This is a genomic window from Pseudomonas sp. 22085, assembly GCF_052045815.1.
Classification (GTDB): Bacteria; Pseudomonadota; Gammaproteobacteria; order Pseudomonadales; family Pseudomonadaceae; genus Aquipseudomonas; species Aquipseudomonas glycinae.
In genome coordinates, this window is the sequence record NZ_JBQEQA010000012.1 from 164509 (window position 1) to 181045 (window position 16537).

A 16537-nucleotide genomic window follows, 5' to 3' on the forward strand; every position below is an offset into this window, starting at 1 on the left:
ATTGCAATGTGGGAATTGGCCTTAAGGTTTTTCCAGTCGAGAAACTTCTCTGGCCAGGTTTTCGTACGCGGTTTGTAGCTCCTTCGCTTCCGGCTTCGTTGAATCGCGCTGCTTCAACAAAGTCTTCATCTGCTGCAGATCGCCGCCGGTGATCGCGCTCTGGATGGCGACGCCGTAGGGCGGGATGTTGTGGTTTGAACCGGTCATATCGAGGTCTTCCTCGTGGGTGTGTGCCGCTCGACCCCTTGCGCAGAAGGGGCGCCTTTCCTGACAGGCAGGCGAACGACATCCGCCAGAATCACCGGCAGCCGGGATTCTCGGCGACGTGACAGCCTGATCCGTCGGGATCTGATCAATCCGCAAATTCGGTTCGCGCAGGGGCGACGCCGCAGCGCCGGCTCACGCGCAAGCGTCGTCAGCCAAAACCGTCGGGTCTGGCCTCGGGCGTCAATGAAGGGGGTTGCCGGTGGGGCAAACGGGGGAATCTCGCCTGTACGTTTGTCATCTTTCTGTCCTTGATAGAAAGCAACGAAACACAGGGATAGGTCGTTCACTCTTCAAGAGTGCAATACCCGCGCAAGCACAAAAACCATCCCTGATTTTTTTCCAGTGCCGCTGATGGCGCTCGTCGAGCGACGTTTGCCAAGTGGCCAGCATTTCGCCAGCTACGCAACCCTAGACCCGTTTGTGCAGGGCTGCCAGAAAAAGCGCCGAACGGTCATTCTGGCCGTTGCGGTGTGCGCCACCGCAACGGCTATCACTTGGCATTCATCCAGTGTTCAGGCGAAGAAACCGAGCAACAGCGTCGCCAGGATCACCGTCGAGGCACCGCCGATCCGGGACCACGGTGCACCGGGCTCGGGTGGTGAGGCGGTGATTCGATGGTATCCTTCGCAAAATGCGTGATAAACAGCGGAAACATGCGGCCTATGAACACGAATCGTGACCAATTTCCCTTGCCCGAAGACCTCAAGGTGTTCCTCACCGTCATCCGCAAGAACAGTTTTGCCAGCGCTGCCGATGAGCTGGGCTTCTCACCGGCCTACATCAGCAAGCGCATCTCGGTGCTGGAAACCACGCTGGCAAGCAAGCTGCTGCACCGCACCACCCGGCGTATCGCGCTTACCGACGATGGCGAGCGGGTGCGGATCTGGGCGGAAAAACTGCTGGGGGATTTCGATCAGTTCCTCGGCGAGATTTCCCAGGCCCGGCACCAGCCGGCGGGGTCGCTGCACATTTGCAGCAGTTTCGGTTTCGGCCGCAATCATGTAGCGCCGGCGATCTGCCAGTTGTCCCGGGCGTGCCCGAAACTCGATATCCGGCTGGACGTGTTCGACCGGGTGGTCGATCTGGTGGGCGAGGGCTTCGATCTGGAAATCCTCGTCGGCGATGACCTGCCGGGCCAGCATCTGGCGCGCAAACTGGTGAGCAACCGGCGCGTGCTGTGCGCCACGCCGGAATACCTCGAACGCCGGGGTACGCCGCAATCTCTCGAAGACCTGAAAGACCACGATTGTCTGGTGCTCAAGGAGCGCAACAACGCGTTCGGCATCTGGACCCTGAGCAAGGACGGGCAAGAAGAGACGGTGCGGGTGAATGGCCCGCTGTCCTCCAACAGCGGCGAGATCGTGCTGGAGTGGGCGCTGAGCGGCGGCGGGATCCTGTTGCGCTCGATGTGGGACGTCAAACCGATGCTCGAGCAGGGCAGGCTGGTGCAGGTGCTGGACGGCTACACCCAGAGCGCCAACGTCTGGGCGGTCTATCCGACGCGCCTCAGCGAGTCGGCGAAATTGCGGGTATGCGTGGAGTTTCTGGAGGAGTACTTCCGCGATTTGTCCGTGGAATGAAAACGAGCGGTTCAATGAACCGCCCGTTTTTTTGCCATCAACCCAGCCAGGGATTGTCCGCCAGATGCCGTGCCTCGAAGGCGCGGATCTGCTCGGTGCGTTGCAGCGTGGTGCCGATGGCGTCCAGTCCCAGCAGCAACGACTGTTTGCGCAGCTGATCGATCTCGAATTCGATCTGCGTGCCGTCCGCCAGCTCGAGGGTCTGCTGCGCCAGCCTCACGCTGATCCGCGCGGTCGCCGGGACGCTGATCGCCTCGGCCACACGCTTGAACTGCGCGTCGTCCAGTTGAATCGCCAACACGCCATTACGCTGGCAGTTGTCGTAGAAAATCCCGGCGAACGTGGTGCCGATCAAAGCCCGGATGCCGACTTGCTTCAAGCCCCACACCGCGTGTTCGCGGCTGGAACCGCAGCCGAAATTGGGGCCGGTCACCAGAAACGCCGCGTCCTGCCAGGCCGGCTGGTTGAGCACGAATTCAGGGTTGGGTTCGCCGGAGGCGAGAAAGCGCAGATCGAAGAACAGCCCGCGATCCAGGCCCTGACGATCGATGCCCTTGAGAAACTGCTTGGGCATGATCACGTCGGTGTCGATGTTGGATGCAAGAAACGGCGCGGCGCTGCCGCTGACGGTGTCGAAAAGTTGCATGGTTCAAGCCTCCAGCGCGACGGTGCGCACGTCAGTCAAATGGCCGCTGATGGCGGCGGCGGCGACCATCGCCGGGCTCATCAGGTGGGTGCGCGCACCGGCGCCCTGACGGCCTTCGAAGTTGCGATTGGTGCTCGACGCACAGCGATCACCCGGCGCGAGCACGTCGTCGTTCATCGCCAGGCACATCGAGCAGCCTGATTGCCGCCATTCGAATCCCGCGTCGAGAAAGATCTGCTCCAGGCCTTCGTCCTCGGCCTGATTGCGCACCAACGTCGAGCCGGGAACGATCATCGCCCGCACATGGGCCGCCACACGCTTGCCGCGCACCACGCGGGCAACGTCGCGCAAATCTTCGATCCGCGCATTGGTGCAGGAACCGATGAAGGCATGGCTGATCGTCACTTCGTTCAGCGGCATGCCGGGTGTCAGGCCCATGTAGTCGAGGGCGCGCTGCAGGCCCTGACGCAGGATCGGATCGGGCTGAGCGGCCGGGTCGGGCACGTGCCCTTTGATCGGCGCAGCCTGATCGGGGCTGGTGCCCCAGGTCACCATCGGCTCCAGCGCGGCGACATCGAGGATGACTTCGCGATCGAACACCGCGCCCTCATCGCTGCGCAGGGTTTTCCAGCGCTCGACGGCCTGCTCCCAGAGCTTGCCCTTGGGCGCACGCGGCTTGTGTCGCAGGTAGGCGAACACCTTGTCGTCCGGCGCCATGAACGCACCCCGGGCGCCGGCCTCGACGGCCATGTTGCAGATGGTCATGCGCGCTTCGACGCTGAGGGCGCTGATGGCCGGGCCGGTGAATTCGATGGCGTAACCGGTGGCGCCGGAAGCGCCGATTTTTTCGATCAGCGCCATGATGATGTCCTTGGAGGTGACGCCTGCGCCGAGCTCACCGTTGACCGTCACACGCAAGGTTTTCAGACGTTTGTAGACCAGAGTCTGAGTTGCCAGCAGATGCTCGATTTCCGAAGTGCCGATACCGAAACCGAAGGCGCCCAGTGCGCCGTAAGTGGTGGTGTGGCTGTCACCGGCCGCGACCACCATGCCCGGCAAAATGAAGCCCTGTTCCGGTGCCACGACGTGTTCGATGCCCTGGCGCTTGTCCAGCACATCGAACAGCTCGATGCCGAAGTCACGGCAGTTCTCTTCGAAGTACGACACCTGACGCGCACCCCCGGCGTCGGGCATGGTCGCGATGCGTTTCGGTGCGGTGGGGTTCACATGATCGACCACCGCCAGCGTCGCCGCAGGCCGCCACACCGTACGCCCGGCCTCGCGCAGGCCGCTGAATGCTTGTGGGCTGGTGTATTCGTTGGCGACCTGGCGGTCGATGTAAAGCAGCACGTGGCCCTTATCGTCGAGGGTGCAGACGGTGTGACTGTCGATATGCTTCTGGTACAGCGTTCTCGGGCTGGGCATGGCTTGCGCTCTTTTCTGTCCGGGCAAAAACAACATGAGGACAGAATATTGATCGCAGAAATGGCATCAAGAGCGCTTCAGTGAAGCCGTTGAACACGAATTGTGAGCAATGGCCGCAAGCCTACACCCGTGTCTTCTCCGGCAACCTGGCAATCACCTTGATCTCGAACTGAAACCCATACAGCCAGGTCACGCCGACTGCGGTAATCGTCGGGTGCGGCGCCTCGCCCCAGAACTCGGGCACTACTTCCCAGATGGTTTCGAAGGTCGATTGCGGGTCGACCATGAACACCGTCACGTCCACCACGTCATCGAAACTGCCGCCGGCCGCGCCGAGGATTGCATTGAGGTTGGTGAAGGCCAGTCGCACCTGTTGCTTGAGATCGGGTTCCGGCGAGCCGTCCTCAAGGCTGCCGACCTGGCCGGAGACGAACAGAAAACCGTTGGAACGGACCGCCGGGGAGTAGCGATTGCGCTCGTAAAGCGCATGGCGTCCAGGCGGGAAAACCACGTCGCGTTTTGGCTGGGCACGGGTCATGGGGCTTCTCCTTCAATGGGTTGAAAACCGGTGATGGAGCAACTGTAGGGACTTGCCTCGGCGCGATAAACGCGCAACCTTGGCGATCACTGTTTGCAAATCCCGAACAATCGAGCCGCTATCAGAGGTGGGATATGGACCGTTTTGACGCGATGCAAGCCTTCGCCCGAGTGGTGGAGGCGGGCAGTTTCACCAAGGCCGCCGAAACCCTGCACATGAGCAAGACCACCGTGACCCAGCTCATTCAGCAACTGGAGGCGCGGCTGCGAGTGAAGTTGCTCAACCGCACCACGCGCAAGGTCAACGTCACGGCGGACGGTGCGGCGTATTACGAGCGGGTGATCAGGTTACTCGCGGACATGGACGACGCTGAAACCAGCCTTCCCGGCGCGACGGCCCAGCCCAAGGGGCGCTTGCGAGTCGACGTACCCAGCCCCCTGGCCAATCTGATTCTGGTGCCGGCACTGCCTGAGTTCTGTGCGCGATATCCGGAGATCCAGATCGACATGGGCGTCAGCGACCGGATCGTCGACATCATCGATGAAAACGTCGACTGCGTGATCCGCGGCGGGGAGCTGCGGGATCAGTCATTGATGGCCCGTCGGGTCGCCGATCTTGAGCTGGGTGTTTATGCCGCGCCGAGCTATCTGGCCCGGGCCGGCACCCCGACGCATCCCCTGGAACTGGAAGACAGCCATCACCGGGTGGTCGGTTTCCTCTGGGCGCGCACCGGCAGGCCGGTGCCTTACGCCTTGCGCAACGCAACCGAAAATCTGCTGATCAAGGGTCGACATATCCTGGCGGTCGATGACGGCAACGCCTATCTGGCGGCAGGCCTCGCCGGGCTGGGTGTGCTCTGGCTGCCTCGCTATATGTCAGCAGAGCACGAGGCCCGGGGTGAACTGGTGGCGCTGTTCGAGGGCTGGGCGCTTGACCCGATGCCACTGTACGTTGCGTACCCGCCGAACCGGCATATCAGCCAAAAGCTGCGGGTATTTATCGATTGGATCGTGGAATTGATGGCCAAGCGTGCCAATGGCGCGGAACTTGCTCGCGGCGCTCTCGGACTGTCAAAAAAATAGCGAATAACGGCAATCACAAAAGTCGACAGTCTGGATGCACCGCTATTCACCCCAGGAGCGTCACTCGCAATGAATATGTACATCGATATTGTCGGCGCGTGCAATTTGAGCTGCCCTTCGTGTCCGATGGGTAACTCGGAAAATGTCAACTTCAAGAAAGCCATGCAAGTTGACATGTTCAGGAAGATCGTCGAGAAGGCCCGAAACGAAGGGGTCGAGGCGATCTTTCTGTATAACTGGACCGAGCCGCTGATCCACCCGCGAATTGGCGAGTTTGTCGAAATCATCAACGCGGCCGGTTTGCGCAGCGGCATCAGTTCCAACCTGAATCTGGCGAAAAACATGGAGACGGCGATGCTCGCCAATCCATGGTTCTTCCGTATCTCGCTATCCGGGTTTTATCAGGAGACGTACGAACAGGGCCATGTGGGCGGTGACATTGAAGCCGTCAAGGCCAACATGATCAAACTGCATGAGCTCAAGCAGCAACATGGCTTGAACACGCGGATCGAGGTCTATTACCACCGCTACCTGGACAACATGGAAGAAGAAGGGCTGATGCGCGAATTCAGCCAGAGCCTGGGCTTTCAGTTCTCGACCGGTTATTCAGTGATGATGCCGCTGGAGAAGACGCTGGCGCTGATCGAGCGCGACCCGTCGGTGACCGATACTGATCGCGAGACCCTGCAGCGACTCGCGTTGCCGCCCTACGACGACCTGGTCAATCTGGTCCGCCAGTACCCCCAGCAGGCCTGCACGCTCAAGGATGACTGGCTGGTGCTCGACTGCAATGGCAACACCATCCTGTGTTGTTCGATTTTCAATCAGACCGAATATCAGGTGGGCAAATACCTGGACATGCCGCTGGCGCAACTGACCGAACGCAAGTCCACTCAGTCGAACTGCATCGACATGTGCAATCGCTGCGCGAACAACGGATTGCACATCTACTCGGCGCACTCCAACCGGGGACCGCTCGAAAGTCACGCCGTCAACCGGATCATCGACTTTCAGCGACGCACGATCATGGGGTTGCCAGTTGACAGCGACAGGCTTGGTCGCAATGGCGAAGTCAGTGCCGAGAACTTCGACGAAGCGCAATACCTGCATATGAATCAGGACGTCAGGAACGCGATTTCCACGGGTGCCTTCACCAGCGGTTATCAGCATTACGTACTGTTCGGTCGACTGGAAGGCCGGCTCGGCGCCGGTCATTTCACGGCGGTCTGAACCTGCGGATCGGGTTCTGCCAGCTGAGTTGTCAGCCATTGACTGAAGCATCGCGCCATCGGGTCGTTCTCGCTGTCGCGGTGCGTCAGCAGCGCCCAGTTCGGGCCGCGAATGGTTTGCTCCACCATTGGCTGCAACAACCCGTTTTGTTGCGCCTGACGGCTGAGCAACTGACTGACCAGTGCAATCCCCAGACCTGAACACGCCGCGTCCAGCAGCAGCCCAGGATCAGAGAAATTCAAGCCCTGATCCTGCTGGCCGACATCGATCCCCGATTCCACCGCCCAATGGCTCCAGTCCATTTCCCGCTCGCCGTGCAGTGTTGTCCGCTGCGCGCTCGGCACGCTCAGCAGGCTCGGGTGACACGCTGGATAGAGGCGGTCTGCGTGCAACACCTTGAAGCTGCATTCAGCCTGGGAACTGATGTCGTCGCGCACCGCCAGATCGATGGTCTGGGTCGCCATGTCCGGCACCTCATCGGTGCTGAAAATCCACAGATCGACCTGCGGATGCTGACGGCGGAAATCCCCCAGCCGTGGCAGCAGCCAGTGCCGGGCAAACGCCGGCGTGGTGTTGAGCACCAGTTGATTGGGTTTCTGGTATTGCCCCAGCCGCCGGATGCCCACCGACAGTTGCTGCAGCATGGCCTGGGTGGTGCTGAGCAGATCGTGGCCGGCGTCGGTCAGGCTGACGCTGCGTCCGCTGCGGAAAAACAGCGGTTGCTCGAGGTACGCCTCAAGGCTGCGGATCTGCTGGCTGATGGCCGACTGCGTGAGGCTCAGTTCCTCGGCGGCCTTGTGAAAACTGCCCAGCCTTGCGGCGGCTTCGAAGCCGCGCAACGAGCTGAGGGGGGGCCAGTGTTTGAGCATGATCGATAAGTTCCTCTAATCAGTTTCCCGCTAAATCCATCGTTTGTTTGCCCGTAAGGCCGCCATTAGCATGCACGTCAATGCCGCCGAGGCTGTTTTCATTGAACACAATGGCTTAACTCAAAGGGCTTTTTACCATGCAGCAGAACAAAAACAACAACAGCGGTTGGATGATGCCGGCAGAGTGGGTGACGCACGCGGCGACCTGGATGGTCTGGCCCCACAATCAGTCCCTGTGGGAGTCGGGCTGGGGCGTCACGTTGCCGTTGGTGCAGGAAGATTTCGCCCGCGTCGCCAATGCCATCGCCCGGTTCGAACCGGTGAAAATGGTCGTCGATCCGTCGGCAATCGACAGCGCCAAAGCCTTGTGCGGGCCGAACATCGAACTGATCCCGCTGGCAGTCAACGACAGCTGGTGCCGCGACTCCGGCCCAAGCTTCGTGGTCCACCCGGCGCAAGGTCTGGCCGGGGTGAGCTGGCGCTTCAACGCCTGGGGCGGCAAGTCGGCCCATGATCTGGACGAAAGCCTGGCCCGTCGTGTGCTCAATCACCTGGGCGGCGAGTGCTTCGGCACCGCGTTGAGCAACGAGGGCGGCGCGATCCACGTGGACGGCGAGGGCACGTTGATCACCACCGAATCGGTGCTGCTCAACCCCAACCGCAACCCCGGCGTGAGCAAGGCCGAGATGGAAGAGATCTTCGGTCGTCTGCTCGGCGTGAAGAAAACCATCTGGCTGCCGGGCGATCCGGATTACGTCACCGGCGACATGACCGACGGCCACATCGATGGCGTCTGCGCCTTCGCTCGTCCCGGTGTGTTGCTGGTGGACGCGACTCATGATCGCAGCTCGGTGTACGCCGAAGTGGTGCGGGAAAACCGCCGCGCACTGGAACTGGCCACCGACGCCCAAGGCCGTACATTCGAGTTGATCGAGTTGTACGAAGCCACCGATGCGGTGGACACCGAAGCCGAAGTGTTCTGCGCCTCGTACACCAACTTTTACATCGCCAATGGCGCGATCATCATGCCGGCGTACGGCATCGAGGCCGACCATGTGGCGGCAGAAACCCTGGCCAAGGCGTTCCCGGGGCGTGAAGTGGTGCCGGTGCAGATCAATCATCTGGCCCATGGCGGCGGCGGTGTGCACTGCATCACCCAACAGCAGCCCGCCTGGCCGGTGGAGGGTTGATTGATGACACTGCTGAAAGTCGCCACTACCCAGATGCCGTGCACCTGGGACCTGAAAAGCAACCTCGACCGCGCCGAGCAGTTGGTGCGTGAAGCGGCCGCACAGGGCGCACAAGTGATCCTGTTGCAGGAGCTGTTCGCCACGCCGTATTTCTGCATCGAGCAGAGCCATCAGCACATGGCGCTGGCCGAGGAGTACCGCGACAGTCAGGTGCTGTCGCGCTTCGCCGCACTGGCCCGTGAACTGGGCGTGGTGTTGCCGCTGAGCTGGTATGAGAAGGCCGGCAACGCCTACTTCAACTCGCTGAGCGTGGCCGATGCCGACGGGCGCCTGTTGGGCGTGTACCGCAAGACCCACATCCCCAACGCCATCGGCTATCAGGAGAAGGAATATTTCAGCCCCGGCGACACCGGTTTCAAGGTCTGGGACACCGCGTTCGGCCGCCTCGGCGTGGGCATCTGCTGGGATCAGTGGTTCCCGGAAACCGCCCGCTGCCTGGCGTTGATGGGCGCTGAAGTGCTGCTGTTTCCGACCGCCATCGGCTCGGAACCGGGCTGCGCGGATCTGGATTCGCGCGACCACTGGCAGATGACCATGCGTGGCCACGCGGCTGCCAATCTGCTGCCGGTGATCGCCTCCAACCGCGTTGGCCGCGAAGTGGCCGGTACCGATGCGACGCTGCAAATGAATTTCTACGGCTCGTCGTTCATCTGCAACCACAAGGGAAAAATGCTCGCCGAAGCCGACCGCGCCAGCACGGGTGTGCTGGTGCAAAGCCTGGATCTGGCAGCCATGCGTGAAGATCGCCTGAGCTGGGGCATCTACCGCGACCGTCGTCCGGAAATGTACGGCGCATTGCTGAGCCAGGACGGCCGTCACCTTAACGCCCGCTGGAATCCTCAAGGAGTCTGATATGCCTACTTCACACAAGTGGTTGCTGGGCGCTCTGGGCCTGGCGCTGGCCGGCCTGATGCCGGCCGTGCACGCCGAAGACAAGACCTTACGGCTTTACAACTGGGCTGACTATTTCGCTGAAGACACACTGAGCAAATTCACCGCCGAAACCGGGATCAAGGTGATCTACGACGTGATGGACGGCAGCGAAACCCTGGAAGCCAAGATGCTTTCCGGTGGCAGCGGCTACGACCTGATCTTCCCCGGCGACACCGTGGCCGAACGGCTGATGCGCGCCGGCAGCCTGTTGCCGCTGGATCCTTCGAAGATCAGCGCGATGAGCGACATCGAGCCCGGCCTGCAAAAACTGCGCAGCCATTACGAGCATTCGAACAAGGCCACCGTGCCGTACACCTGGGGCACCATCGGCTTGACCTATAACGCCGAGCAGATCAAGCAGCGTATGGCCGACGCGCCGGTCAACAGCCTCGACATGCTGTTCAAACCGGAACTGGCGGCCAAATTCGCCGACTGCGGGATTTCGATGATCGACTCGCCGGACGAAGTGCTGGCCGTGGTGCTCAACTATCTGGGCCGCGACCCGCGCAGCGCCAAGCCTGCGGATCTGGCGGCGGCCAGTGACTTGCTGATGAAACTGCGGCCGTATATCCGCAAGTTCCAGTCGCAACCGGTGACCGATCTGGTCAACGGCAACCTGTGTCTGTCCCTCGGCTACAGCGGCGACATGACCCAGGCCCAGCGCACTTCGGACAGCGCCGGCAAACAGACCCGCTTCCAGTACCGCGTACCCCGTGAAGGCAGCACGGTGTGGATGGACACCATGGCCATTCCGGTCGATGCCAAGCACCCGGAATACGCCTACGAATTCATCAACTTCGTGATGCGCCCGGAGAACATGGCTGCGATCAGCAATTTCACCGGTTACCCGACCTCCAACGCCAAGGCCCGGCCGAACGTGGATGAGGCGATGCGCAACAACCCGGACATCTACCTCGACGAAGCGACCTATGCTCGTCTGATACCGGGCAAGGATATTCCCCAGGCCGACATGCGCGCCCGCATGCGCACCTGGACCAAGTTCAAGACCGCCACTGCACAGTGATTTTTCCGGGCTGCCTTGGTGGCCCCTTACCCATCAGGAACGTACACATGCCGACTCGTCGCGAGTTCATCAAACAGGTTTCCGTCGCCGCCGGCGCAGGCGCTGCCGTCATGGGCCTTGGCCTGTCACCGGCGCGTTTGCTGGCGGCCAGCGAAGGTCGCTGGTTCATGCCCGACGAGGGCGACAAACACGAACGCGCCTACATGGCCTTCGGCGCGCAGGATGCGATATGGGAAGACTTCACCGAAGACGTCCAGGAAGCGCTGGGCCGGATCGCCCGCGCCATCGCCCGCTACGAACCGCTCACCATCTACTGCCGCAGCAGCGAACGCAGCCTGGCCGAAGAGATTTGCGGCACGTCCAACATCACCTACCAGATCGCCAACCTTGACGACATCTGGATGCGTGACATCAGCGCCAACTTCGTCATCGATGAAAAAAACGGCCTGGGCGCGGTGGACTTCAACTTCAGCGGCTGGGGCAACAAGCAACAGCATTCGAAAGACGCGAAGATCGCCAAGCGCGTGGCGGCCGATGCGCAGGCGACCTACCAGCGCAGCGAACTGGTGGGCGAGGGCGGCGGCATCGAAGTCGACGGCCACGGCACCGCGATCATGACCGAAAGCTGCTGGGTCAACGAAAACCGCAACCCCGGCTGGAGCAAGGCTGACGTCGAGGCGGAACTGAAAGCACGCCTCGGTCTGCGCAAGATCATCTGGCTGCCGGGCATCAAGGGCAAGGACATCACCGACGCGCACGTCGATTTCTATGCACGCTTCGTCACGCCCGGTGTGGTGATCGCCAACCTCGACACCGACCCGCGCTCCTACGACAACAAGGTCACCCTGGCGCACCTGGAAATCCTGAAGAAAGCCACCGACGCCGACGGTCGTCCGTTGCAGATCCACACCGTTTCGCCACCGCTGAAGCCGCGCAAGACCAAATTCAACAAGGACAACGACGACTTCGCGGCCGGTTACATCAACTACTTCGTGATCAACGGCGCGGTGATCGCCCCGGAGTTTGGCGACAAGGACGCCGACAAAAAGGCCTTCGACCTGCTGAAAAAACTCTACCCGAACCGCGACGTGGTGCAGATCAACATCGACGCCATCGCCGCCGGCGGTGGTGGGATTCACTGCGTGACCAGTCACCAGCCGGCGTAAGGCTCAGCGTCTGCGCACCGCCACGCATTTGATTTCCACCAGCAGCCCCGGATGGGCCAGTTCGCTGACGCCGATGCAGGTCCAGGCGCAGAAGCCTTTGGGGAATACGCGGTTTTTCACTTCGCGAAACACCGGCATGTGTTGGCTCATGTCGACGTGATAGGTGGTCATCTCCACCACATCGTTGAACGTGCAGCCACCGGCCTGTAGCACCTCTTCGAGGTTTTCCCAGGCGCGGATGAATTGCTGCTCGGGGTCTTCGATGACTTGCAAATCAGCGGTGCGGCCCACCTGACCAGCGCAATAAAGCGTATCGCCGACCAGAACCGCCGGGGCGTAGCCGGCGCGTTCGACGATGGTTTTCATGGAGTCGGGGATGATGATTTTGCGATCGGGCATCGTGTTTTCCTTCAATCACGGATTTCAGCGACCGTGCGCGGCCGCCGCCAACTGCTCGGTATCCACCCGCACGAACACCGAATCACCCACCGCCGTCAGCACATCACCGGCGTACACCTCGCAGATCACCCGGGTCTTGCGCCCGACTTCACCGTCGACTCTGGCCTTCAGTGTCAGCGGCACGCCCATCGGCGTTGGCTTGATGAACTTGATGCTGAGGTTGCCGGTGACGCAGTTGATACGTGGCAGGCTTTCGGGTTCGCGTTGCTCGGCCCGGTAGTGATAAGCCATCGCGGTCCAGTTGGAATGGCAGTCCACCAGCATCGCGATCAGGCCGCCGTAGACCAGCTCCGGCCAGCCGCAGTATTTGGCTTCGGGCACATGCTCGGCCATGACGTGCACGCCGTCTGCGTGCCAGAAACTCTTGATGTGCAAACCGTGCGGGTTGCTGCTGCCACAGCCAAAACAAACGCCCTCGGGGGCGGCGGTGTCTTGCAGGGAGGTGTCGGGGGTGGCCATGCCGGAGTCATCCTTAAACTGTTAGCTGAACCGCGCGGATTCTAACCCCGAACAAGGACTATGCGTTGCCAAGGATGAGTGGTGATGCCGTTTGCGTCGGCCGGCGCGATGTTAGCCCCGCTGCGTCAAGTTGCGTTGAAACTCTTCAAAACTGCACGGCAGGCTGGTGGCTTTGCGTTTTTTCGATTTGTCGTGCTCGTCGGGCAATTGATCGCTCAATTCCCAGACCTCAAGCATCTTCGCGTATTCGAAGGCGTGGCGCGGGCTGCTCTGAATCCATTGCTGAAACGCCTGACGCTCGTCAGGCGTGCAGGTTTCATCTTGCAGACGCAGGCACCAGTGCGCCGCTTGATTGAGGATTTCGTCATCGGCGTCTTGAGGGGTATGGAGGTTCATTGACTGCTTCCAGGTTGGCCGGTGAGGGCACTTTACCCTGACTCTTGCAAAAAAAACGTCAAATGTCGGCGGGGATTTAGCTTGTCTGACGGACAGAACGCGCGCCCGCCGCGCAGGATGAGAGTCTGGCGCGTCGGGCTTGAGTACACCGGGAGGGTAACCTTGGTGGTCGGGCATAGGAGCGCGCGGACGTTACCAGGGGAGAATGACGCCGATGTGACTCCGTTCGATGCTGTGCGTGAACGCCATGCACAGCATCGAACGGAGTTGGGTCAGGTGTGATGAATGTCCCGATCCTTGGTCTCCGGCATGAAGAAGATCCCCAGAATCGCCGTCATCACCGCAATCACGATCGGGTACCACAAGCCGTAGTAGATATCCCCGGTGGCCGCGACCATCGCAAACGCCACCGTCGGCAGGAACCCGCCGAACCAGCCGTTGCCGATGTGATACGGCAGCGACATCGAGGTGTAGCGGATGCGCGCCGGGAACAGCTCGACCAGCCACGCGGCAATCGGACCGTAGACCATGGTCACGTAGATCACCAGAACGGTCAGCAGGAGCAGCACCATCGGGTAATTGGTCTTGGCCGGGTCGGCTTTTTCCGGGTAACCGGCTTCTTTCAGCGCGGCGCCGAGGCTGGCGGTGAAGGCGTCGTTACGGGTCTTGAAGTCGGCGGCCGGCAGGGTCGTACCTTCGAAGCTTTCGATGACTTTGTCGCCGATACGCACCTGGGCCACGGTGCCCGGTTCCGCCACCACGTTTTCGTACGGGATCGCCCGTTTCGCCAGGATGGTTTTCGCCAGATCGCACGAGCTGGTGAATTTGGCCTTGCCCACCGGATCGAACTGGAACGAGCACTGGTCGGGGTTGGCGATCACTTTGACCGGGTTCTTCTCTTGGGCGACGAACACGTCGGGGTTACCGTACTGGGTCAGCGCGTGGAAGATCGGGAAGTAGGTCACCGCCGCCAGAATGCACCCGGCCATGATGATGCCCTTGCGCCCGATGCGGTCGGACAGGCTGCCGAAAATCACGAAGAACGGCGTGCCGATCAGCAGCGAACCGGCGATCAAAAGATTGGCGGTCTGCGGGTCGATCTTCAGGGTTTGCAGCAGGAAAAACAGCGCGTAGAACTGCCCGGTGTACCAGACCACCGCTTGGCCTGCGGTGCCGCCGAGCAGGGCCATGATCACGATTTTCAGGTTGTCCCAACGGGCGAACGACTCGGTCAGCGGGGCTTTCGACGACTTGCCTTCTTCCTTCATTTTCTTGAACACCGGCGACTCGTTCAGCTGCAACCGGATGTACACCGAGACCGCCAGCAGCAGGATCGACAGCAGGAACGGAATCCGCCAGCCCCAGGCCTCGAACGCTTCGGTGCCCAGCGCGGTACGGCAGGCGAGGATCACCAGCAACGACATAAACAGACCCAGGGTCGCGGTGGTCTGAATCCATGACGTGAAATAACCGCGTTTGCCCTTCGGCGCATGCTCGGCCACATACGTCGCCGCACCGCCGTACTCGCCGCCCAGCGCCAGGCCTTGCAGCAGGCGCAGGGTAATCAGAATGATCGGCGCCGCAACCCCGATGGTCGCGTAACCAGGCAGGAGCCCGACAATCGCCGTCGACACACCCATGATCACGATAGTGATCAGAAACGTGTGCTTGCGCCCGATCATGTCACCCAGCCGCCCGAACACAATCGCCCCGAACGGCCGCACCGCAAAACCGGCGGCAAAGGCGAGCAGGGCGAAGATGAACGCCGTGGTCTCGTTCACCCCGGCAAAGAAGTGCTTGGCGATGATCGCCGCCAGGGAGCCGTAGAGATAAAAGTCGTACCACTCGAACACCGTGCCGAGGGACGACGCAAAGATGACCTTGCGTTCCTCTCGGCTGACGCTGTGGTGCGGGGCACTGCCTGTAGACATGCTGTCGAGTACTGCCATGGGTGTTCTCCGTCGTGCTTGTTGTTATAGGCCGGAGCACTTCATCAACGTCGCGTACCCGAGGCCTGTGGCGGATGCCGGATCAGGTGTTTCGTGGAGCGTGCACAGAATCACCGCCCCGCGCGGGAGGGCGGGGTTTCATTGAGCATAATTGGGATTGGGGGGATATCCAGTTGGGGGGGGCGGTACCGATGGAGCGGGATTGGCTGGTTCTGGGGGAATGATTTAAAGGGGCTTGCGCTGGTGATTTCTTATAGTTATTCAGAATTCTGGTTGTTCTGAATCAGTATTAAAAACTGTCATTTCTGTCAGGTGCGATGGCGGCTGTTTGTGCAGATACTTTGTCAGGTAAAGGAAAAGAACGTAAATCTGTTTCCATTGTTTGTTTTTAAGGATGTTACTCATGAATACTGTAACGATTTTGGGTTTGTTGGCAAACGTAACTGATACTGAAATTGGGGATAAGTTACGGGAGAAGTGCGGAATACACTCTGTTGCTAGTATTGAGAGAAGTGGTGATGGAACTCGTGCGAAAGTTGTATGTGTGCTTCCACAGCCGAAGCAAACTCAAGAGAAACTGATGGTTGAAGTGTCTTCTCGAAAAAATCTTCTATGGGAGTATCTCGCGCGCTGAACCAAACAAATCAAAAGGGGACAAATTTATTTAGTCGTCCCCTTTTGATGTCAAACACTTTTCTCTGGTCGTCCTCGGTCTCTGAATTGAATGCGTCTCGCGGTGACGTTCTCAATTTCGTCGACGAATCTCAGGTTTCCAGTCAGTTGGCCCCGCTGACGTGCTCCTCTTATGAATTGCAATTCATTGGTGGGTGTCGCCATCTCAACAAACGATTTATAGCGTTCACGGCGTTTGGCATCCGTAGGCCCTGGCTCCATAAAGCAGGGATCTTTGTCCAGCCATGTGGATTCAGAAAAATCGCATAGACGCAGAGCAAAGCTTGACCAAGGATAATCCTGCTCGCGCCACCATGCGGGCTCGCACTGGGTTTAGCTCGATGTAGCGACCGCAAGCCAATAGATAGGTGTCGGATTGAACGACGCTGGATTGGTAGCGACGTTCCCACAGCGTCCCGGTCCTCCCCTCAACCTTGTTGCGATACCGCGTCATCCGCCCAGCGAGGGCTTTCATAAGCTGTTCAAGGCTGGATGTTGACTCCCCTGGGCGAGCAGCAAGTGGACGTGGTTGGTCATCAATCAGTAGGCAAAAACTTTTATGCCCAATGCTTCCTTGAGCTCGAACAGGTCA

General features: G+C 60.4%; 18 protein-coding genes and 1 pseudogene. 9 read left to right on the forward strand and 10 right to left on the reverse strand.

Annotation, left to right across the window (positions count from 1 at the left end; translation table 11 throughout):
* Positions 1–21: 21 nt before the first annotated feature.
* Positions 22–207, reverse strand: coding sequence for a DUF1843 domain-containing protein (locus ACTJK7_RS16725; protein ID WP_108561502.1), 186 nt, complete (start codon positions 205–207; stop codon positions 22–24).
* A gap of 411 nt (positions 208–618) precedes the next feature.
* On the opposite strand from ACTJK7_RS16725, the gene ACTJK7_RS16730 reads away from it, so the two are divergent.
* Positions 619–906: a hypothetical protein gene (locus ACTJK7_RS16730; RefSeq protein WP_190241570.1), complete on the forward strand. Its 288-nt coding sequence runs from the start codon at positions 619–621 to the stop codon at positions 904–906.
* Between the two features lie 23 nt (positions 907–929).
* Complete coding sequence (locus ACTJK7_RS16735; protein ID WP_440780515.1) at positions 930–1847, forward strand: LysR substrate-binding domain-containing protein; 918 nt, start codon at positions 930–932, stop codon at positions 1845–1847.
* Between the two features lie 37 nt (positions 1848–1884).
* On the opposite strand, the gene leuD is transcribed toward ACTJK7_RS16735, so the two are convergent.
* The 3 genes from leuD to ACTJK7_RS16750 all read right to left on the reverse strand — a co-directional run bounded on the left by leuD (position 1885) and on the right by ACTJK7_RS16750 (position 4456).
* Positions 1885–2493, reverse strand: a complete 609-nt coding sequence (gene leuD / locus ACTJK7_RS16740) for a 3-isopropylmalate dehydratase small subunit (RefSeq protein ID WP_108561504.1) — start codon at positions 2491–2493, stop codon at positions 1885–1887.
* A 3-nt stretch (positions 2494–2496) separates the two neighbouring features.
* Entirely contained in the window at positions 2497–3918 is a 1422-nt protein-coding gene (gene leuC, locus ACTJK7_RS16745; protein ID WP_440780513.1) for a 3-isopropylmalate dehydratase large subunit, read from the reverse strand.
* 121 nt (positions 3919–4039) lie between these two features.
* On the reverse strand, positions 4040–4456 hold the full coding sequence (locus tag ACTJK7_RS16750) for a RidA family protein (RefSeq protein WP_108561508.1): 417 nt from the start codon (positions 4454–4456) through the stop codon (positions 4040–4042).
* A 134-nt stretch (positions 4457–4590) separates the two neighbouring features.
* On the opposite strand from ACTJK7_RS16750, the gene ACTJK7_RS16755 reads away from it, so the two are divergent.
* Both ACTJK7_RS16755 and ACTJK7_RS16760 read left to right on the forward strand, forming a co-directional pair.
* Positions 4591–5538: a LysR family transcriptional regulator gene (locus ACTJK7_RS16755; RefSeq protein WP_108561510.1), complete on the forward strand. Its 948-nt coding sequence runs from the start codon at positions 4591–4593 to the stop codon at positions 5536–5538.
* Between the two features lie 75 nt (positions 5539–5613).
* On the forward strand, positions 5614–6768 hold the full coding sequence (locus ACTJK7_RS16760; RefSeq protein ID WP_440819230.1) for a radical SAM protein: 1155 nt from the start codon (positions 5614–5616) through the stop codon (positions 6766–6768).
* Here the strand turns inward: ACTJK7_RS16760 and ACTJK7_RS16765 are convergent.
* Positions 6750–7637, reverse strand: coding sequence for a LysR substrate-binding domain-containing protein (locus ACTJK7_RS16765; RefSeq protein WP_440780512.1), 888 nt, complete (start codon positions 7635–7637; stop codon positions 6750–6752). The two genes, ACTJK7_RS16760 and ACTJK7_RS16765, sit on opposite strands and share 19 nt — an antisense overlap.
* 137 nt (positions 7638–7774) lie before the next feature.
* Between ACTJK7_RS16765 and ACTJK7_RS16770 the strand changes: the two genes are divergently transcribed.
* The 4 genes from ACTJK7_RS16770 to ACTJK7_RS16785 are packed head-to-tail and all read left to right on the forward strand — an operon-like array spanning position 7775 to position 12010.
* Positions 7775–8827 (forward strand): agmatine deiminase family protein, encoded by a 1053-nt coding sequence (locus ACTJK7_RS16770; RefSeq protein WP_108561517.1) that lies wholly within the window; start codon positions 7775–7777, stop codon positions 8825–8827.
* Between the two features lie 3 nt (positions 8828–8830).
* Entirely contained in the window at positions 8831–9739 is a 909-nt protein-coding gene (gene aguB, locus ACTJK7_RS16775; RefSeq protein ID WP_108561519.1) for an N-carbamoylputrescine amidase, read from the forward strand.
* Position 9740: 1 nt separating this feature from the next.
* Entirely contained in the window at positions 9741–10844 is a 1104-nt protein-coding gene (locus ACTJK7_RS16780) for an extracellular solute-binding protein (RefSeq protein WP_108561521.1), read from the forward strand.
* A 47-nt stretch (positions 10845–10891) separates the two neighbouring features.
* A complete protein-coding gene (locus ACTJK7_RS16785) occupies positions 10892–12010 on the forward strand; it encodes an agmatine deiminase family protein (protein WP_108561524.1) in 1119 nt (372 codons plus the stop codon).
* Positions 12011–12013: 3 nt separating this feature from the next.
* Here ACTJK7_RS16785 and ACTJK7_RS16790 read toward each other — a convergent pair whose 3' ends face one another.
* The 4 genes from ACTJK7_RS16790 to ACTJK7_RS16805 form a co-directional block, all read right to left on the reverse strand.
* A complete protein-coding gene (locus ACTJK7_RS16790; RefSeq protein WP_064381931.1) occupies positions 12014–12409 on the reverse strand; it encodes a RidA family protein in 396 nt (131 codons plus the stop codon).
* A gap of 24 nt (positions 12410–12433) precedes the next feature.
* Positions 12434–12928: a PaaI family thioesterase gene (locus ACTJK7_RS16795; protein WP_108561526.1), complete on the reverse strand. Its 495-nt coding sequence runs from the start codon at positions 12926–12928 to the stop codon at positions 12434–12436.
* Between the two features lie 111 nt (positions 12929–13039).
* On the reverse strand, positions 13040–13324 hold the full coding sequence (locus tag ACTJK7_RS16800) for a FecR/PupR family sigma factor regulator (protein WP_108561528.1): 285 nt from the start codon (positions 13322–13324) through the stop codon (positions 13040–13042).
* A 272-nt stretch (positions 13325–13596) separates the two neighbouring features.
* Entirely contained in the window at positions 13597–15273 is a 1677-nt protein-coding gene (locus ACTJK7_RS16805) for an MFS transporter (protein ID WP_064381928.1), read from the reverse strand.
* 403 nt (positions 15274–15676) lie between these two features.
* On the opposite strand from ACTJK7_RS16805, the gene ACTJK7_RS16810 reads away from it, so the two are divergent.
* Entirely contained in the window at positions 15677–15907 is a 231-nt protein-coding gene (locus tag ACTJK7_RS16810) for a hypothetical protein (RefSeq protein WP_139831624.1), read from the forward strand.
* 50 nt (positions 15908–15957) lie between these two features.
* Here the strand turns inward: ACTJK7_RS16810 and ACTJK7_RS16815 are convergent.
* Positions 15958–16536: pseudogene (locus tag ACTJK7_RS16815) on the reverse strand (transposase); the annotation flags it as partial.
* Position 16537: the final 1 nt, after the last annotated feature.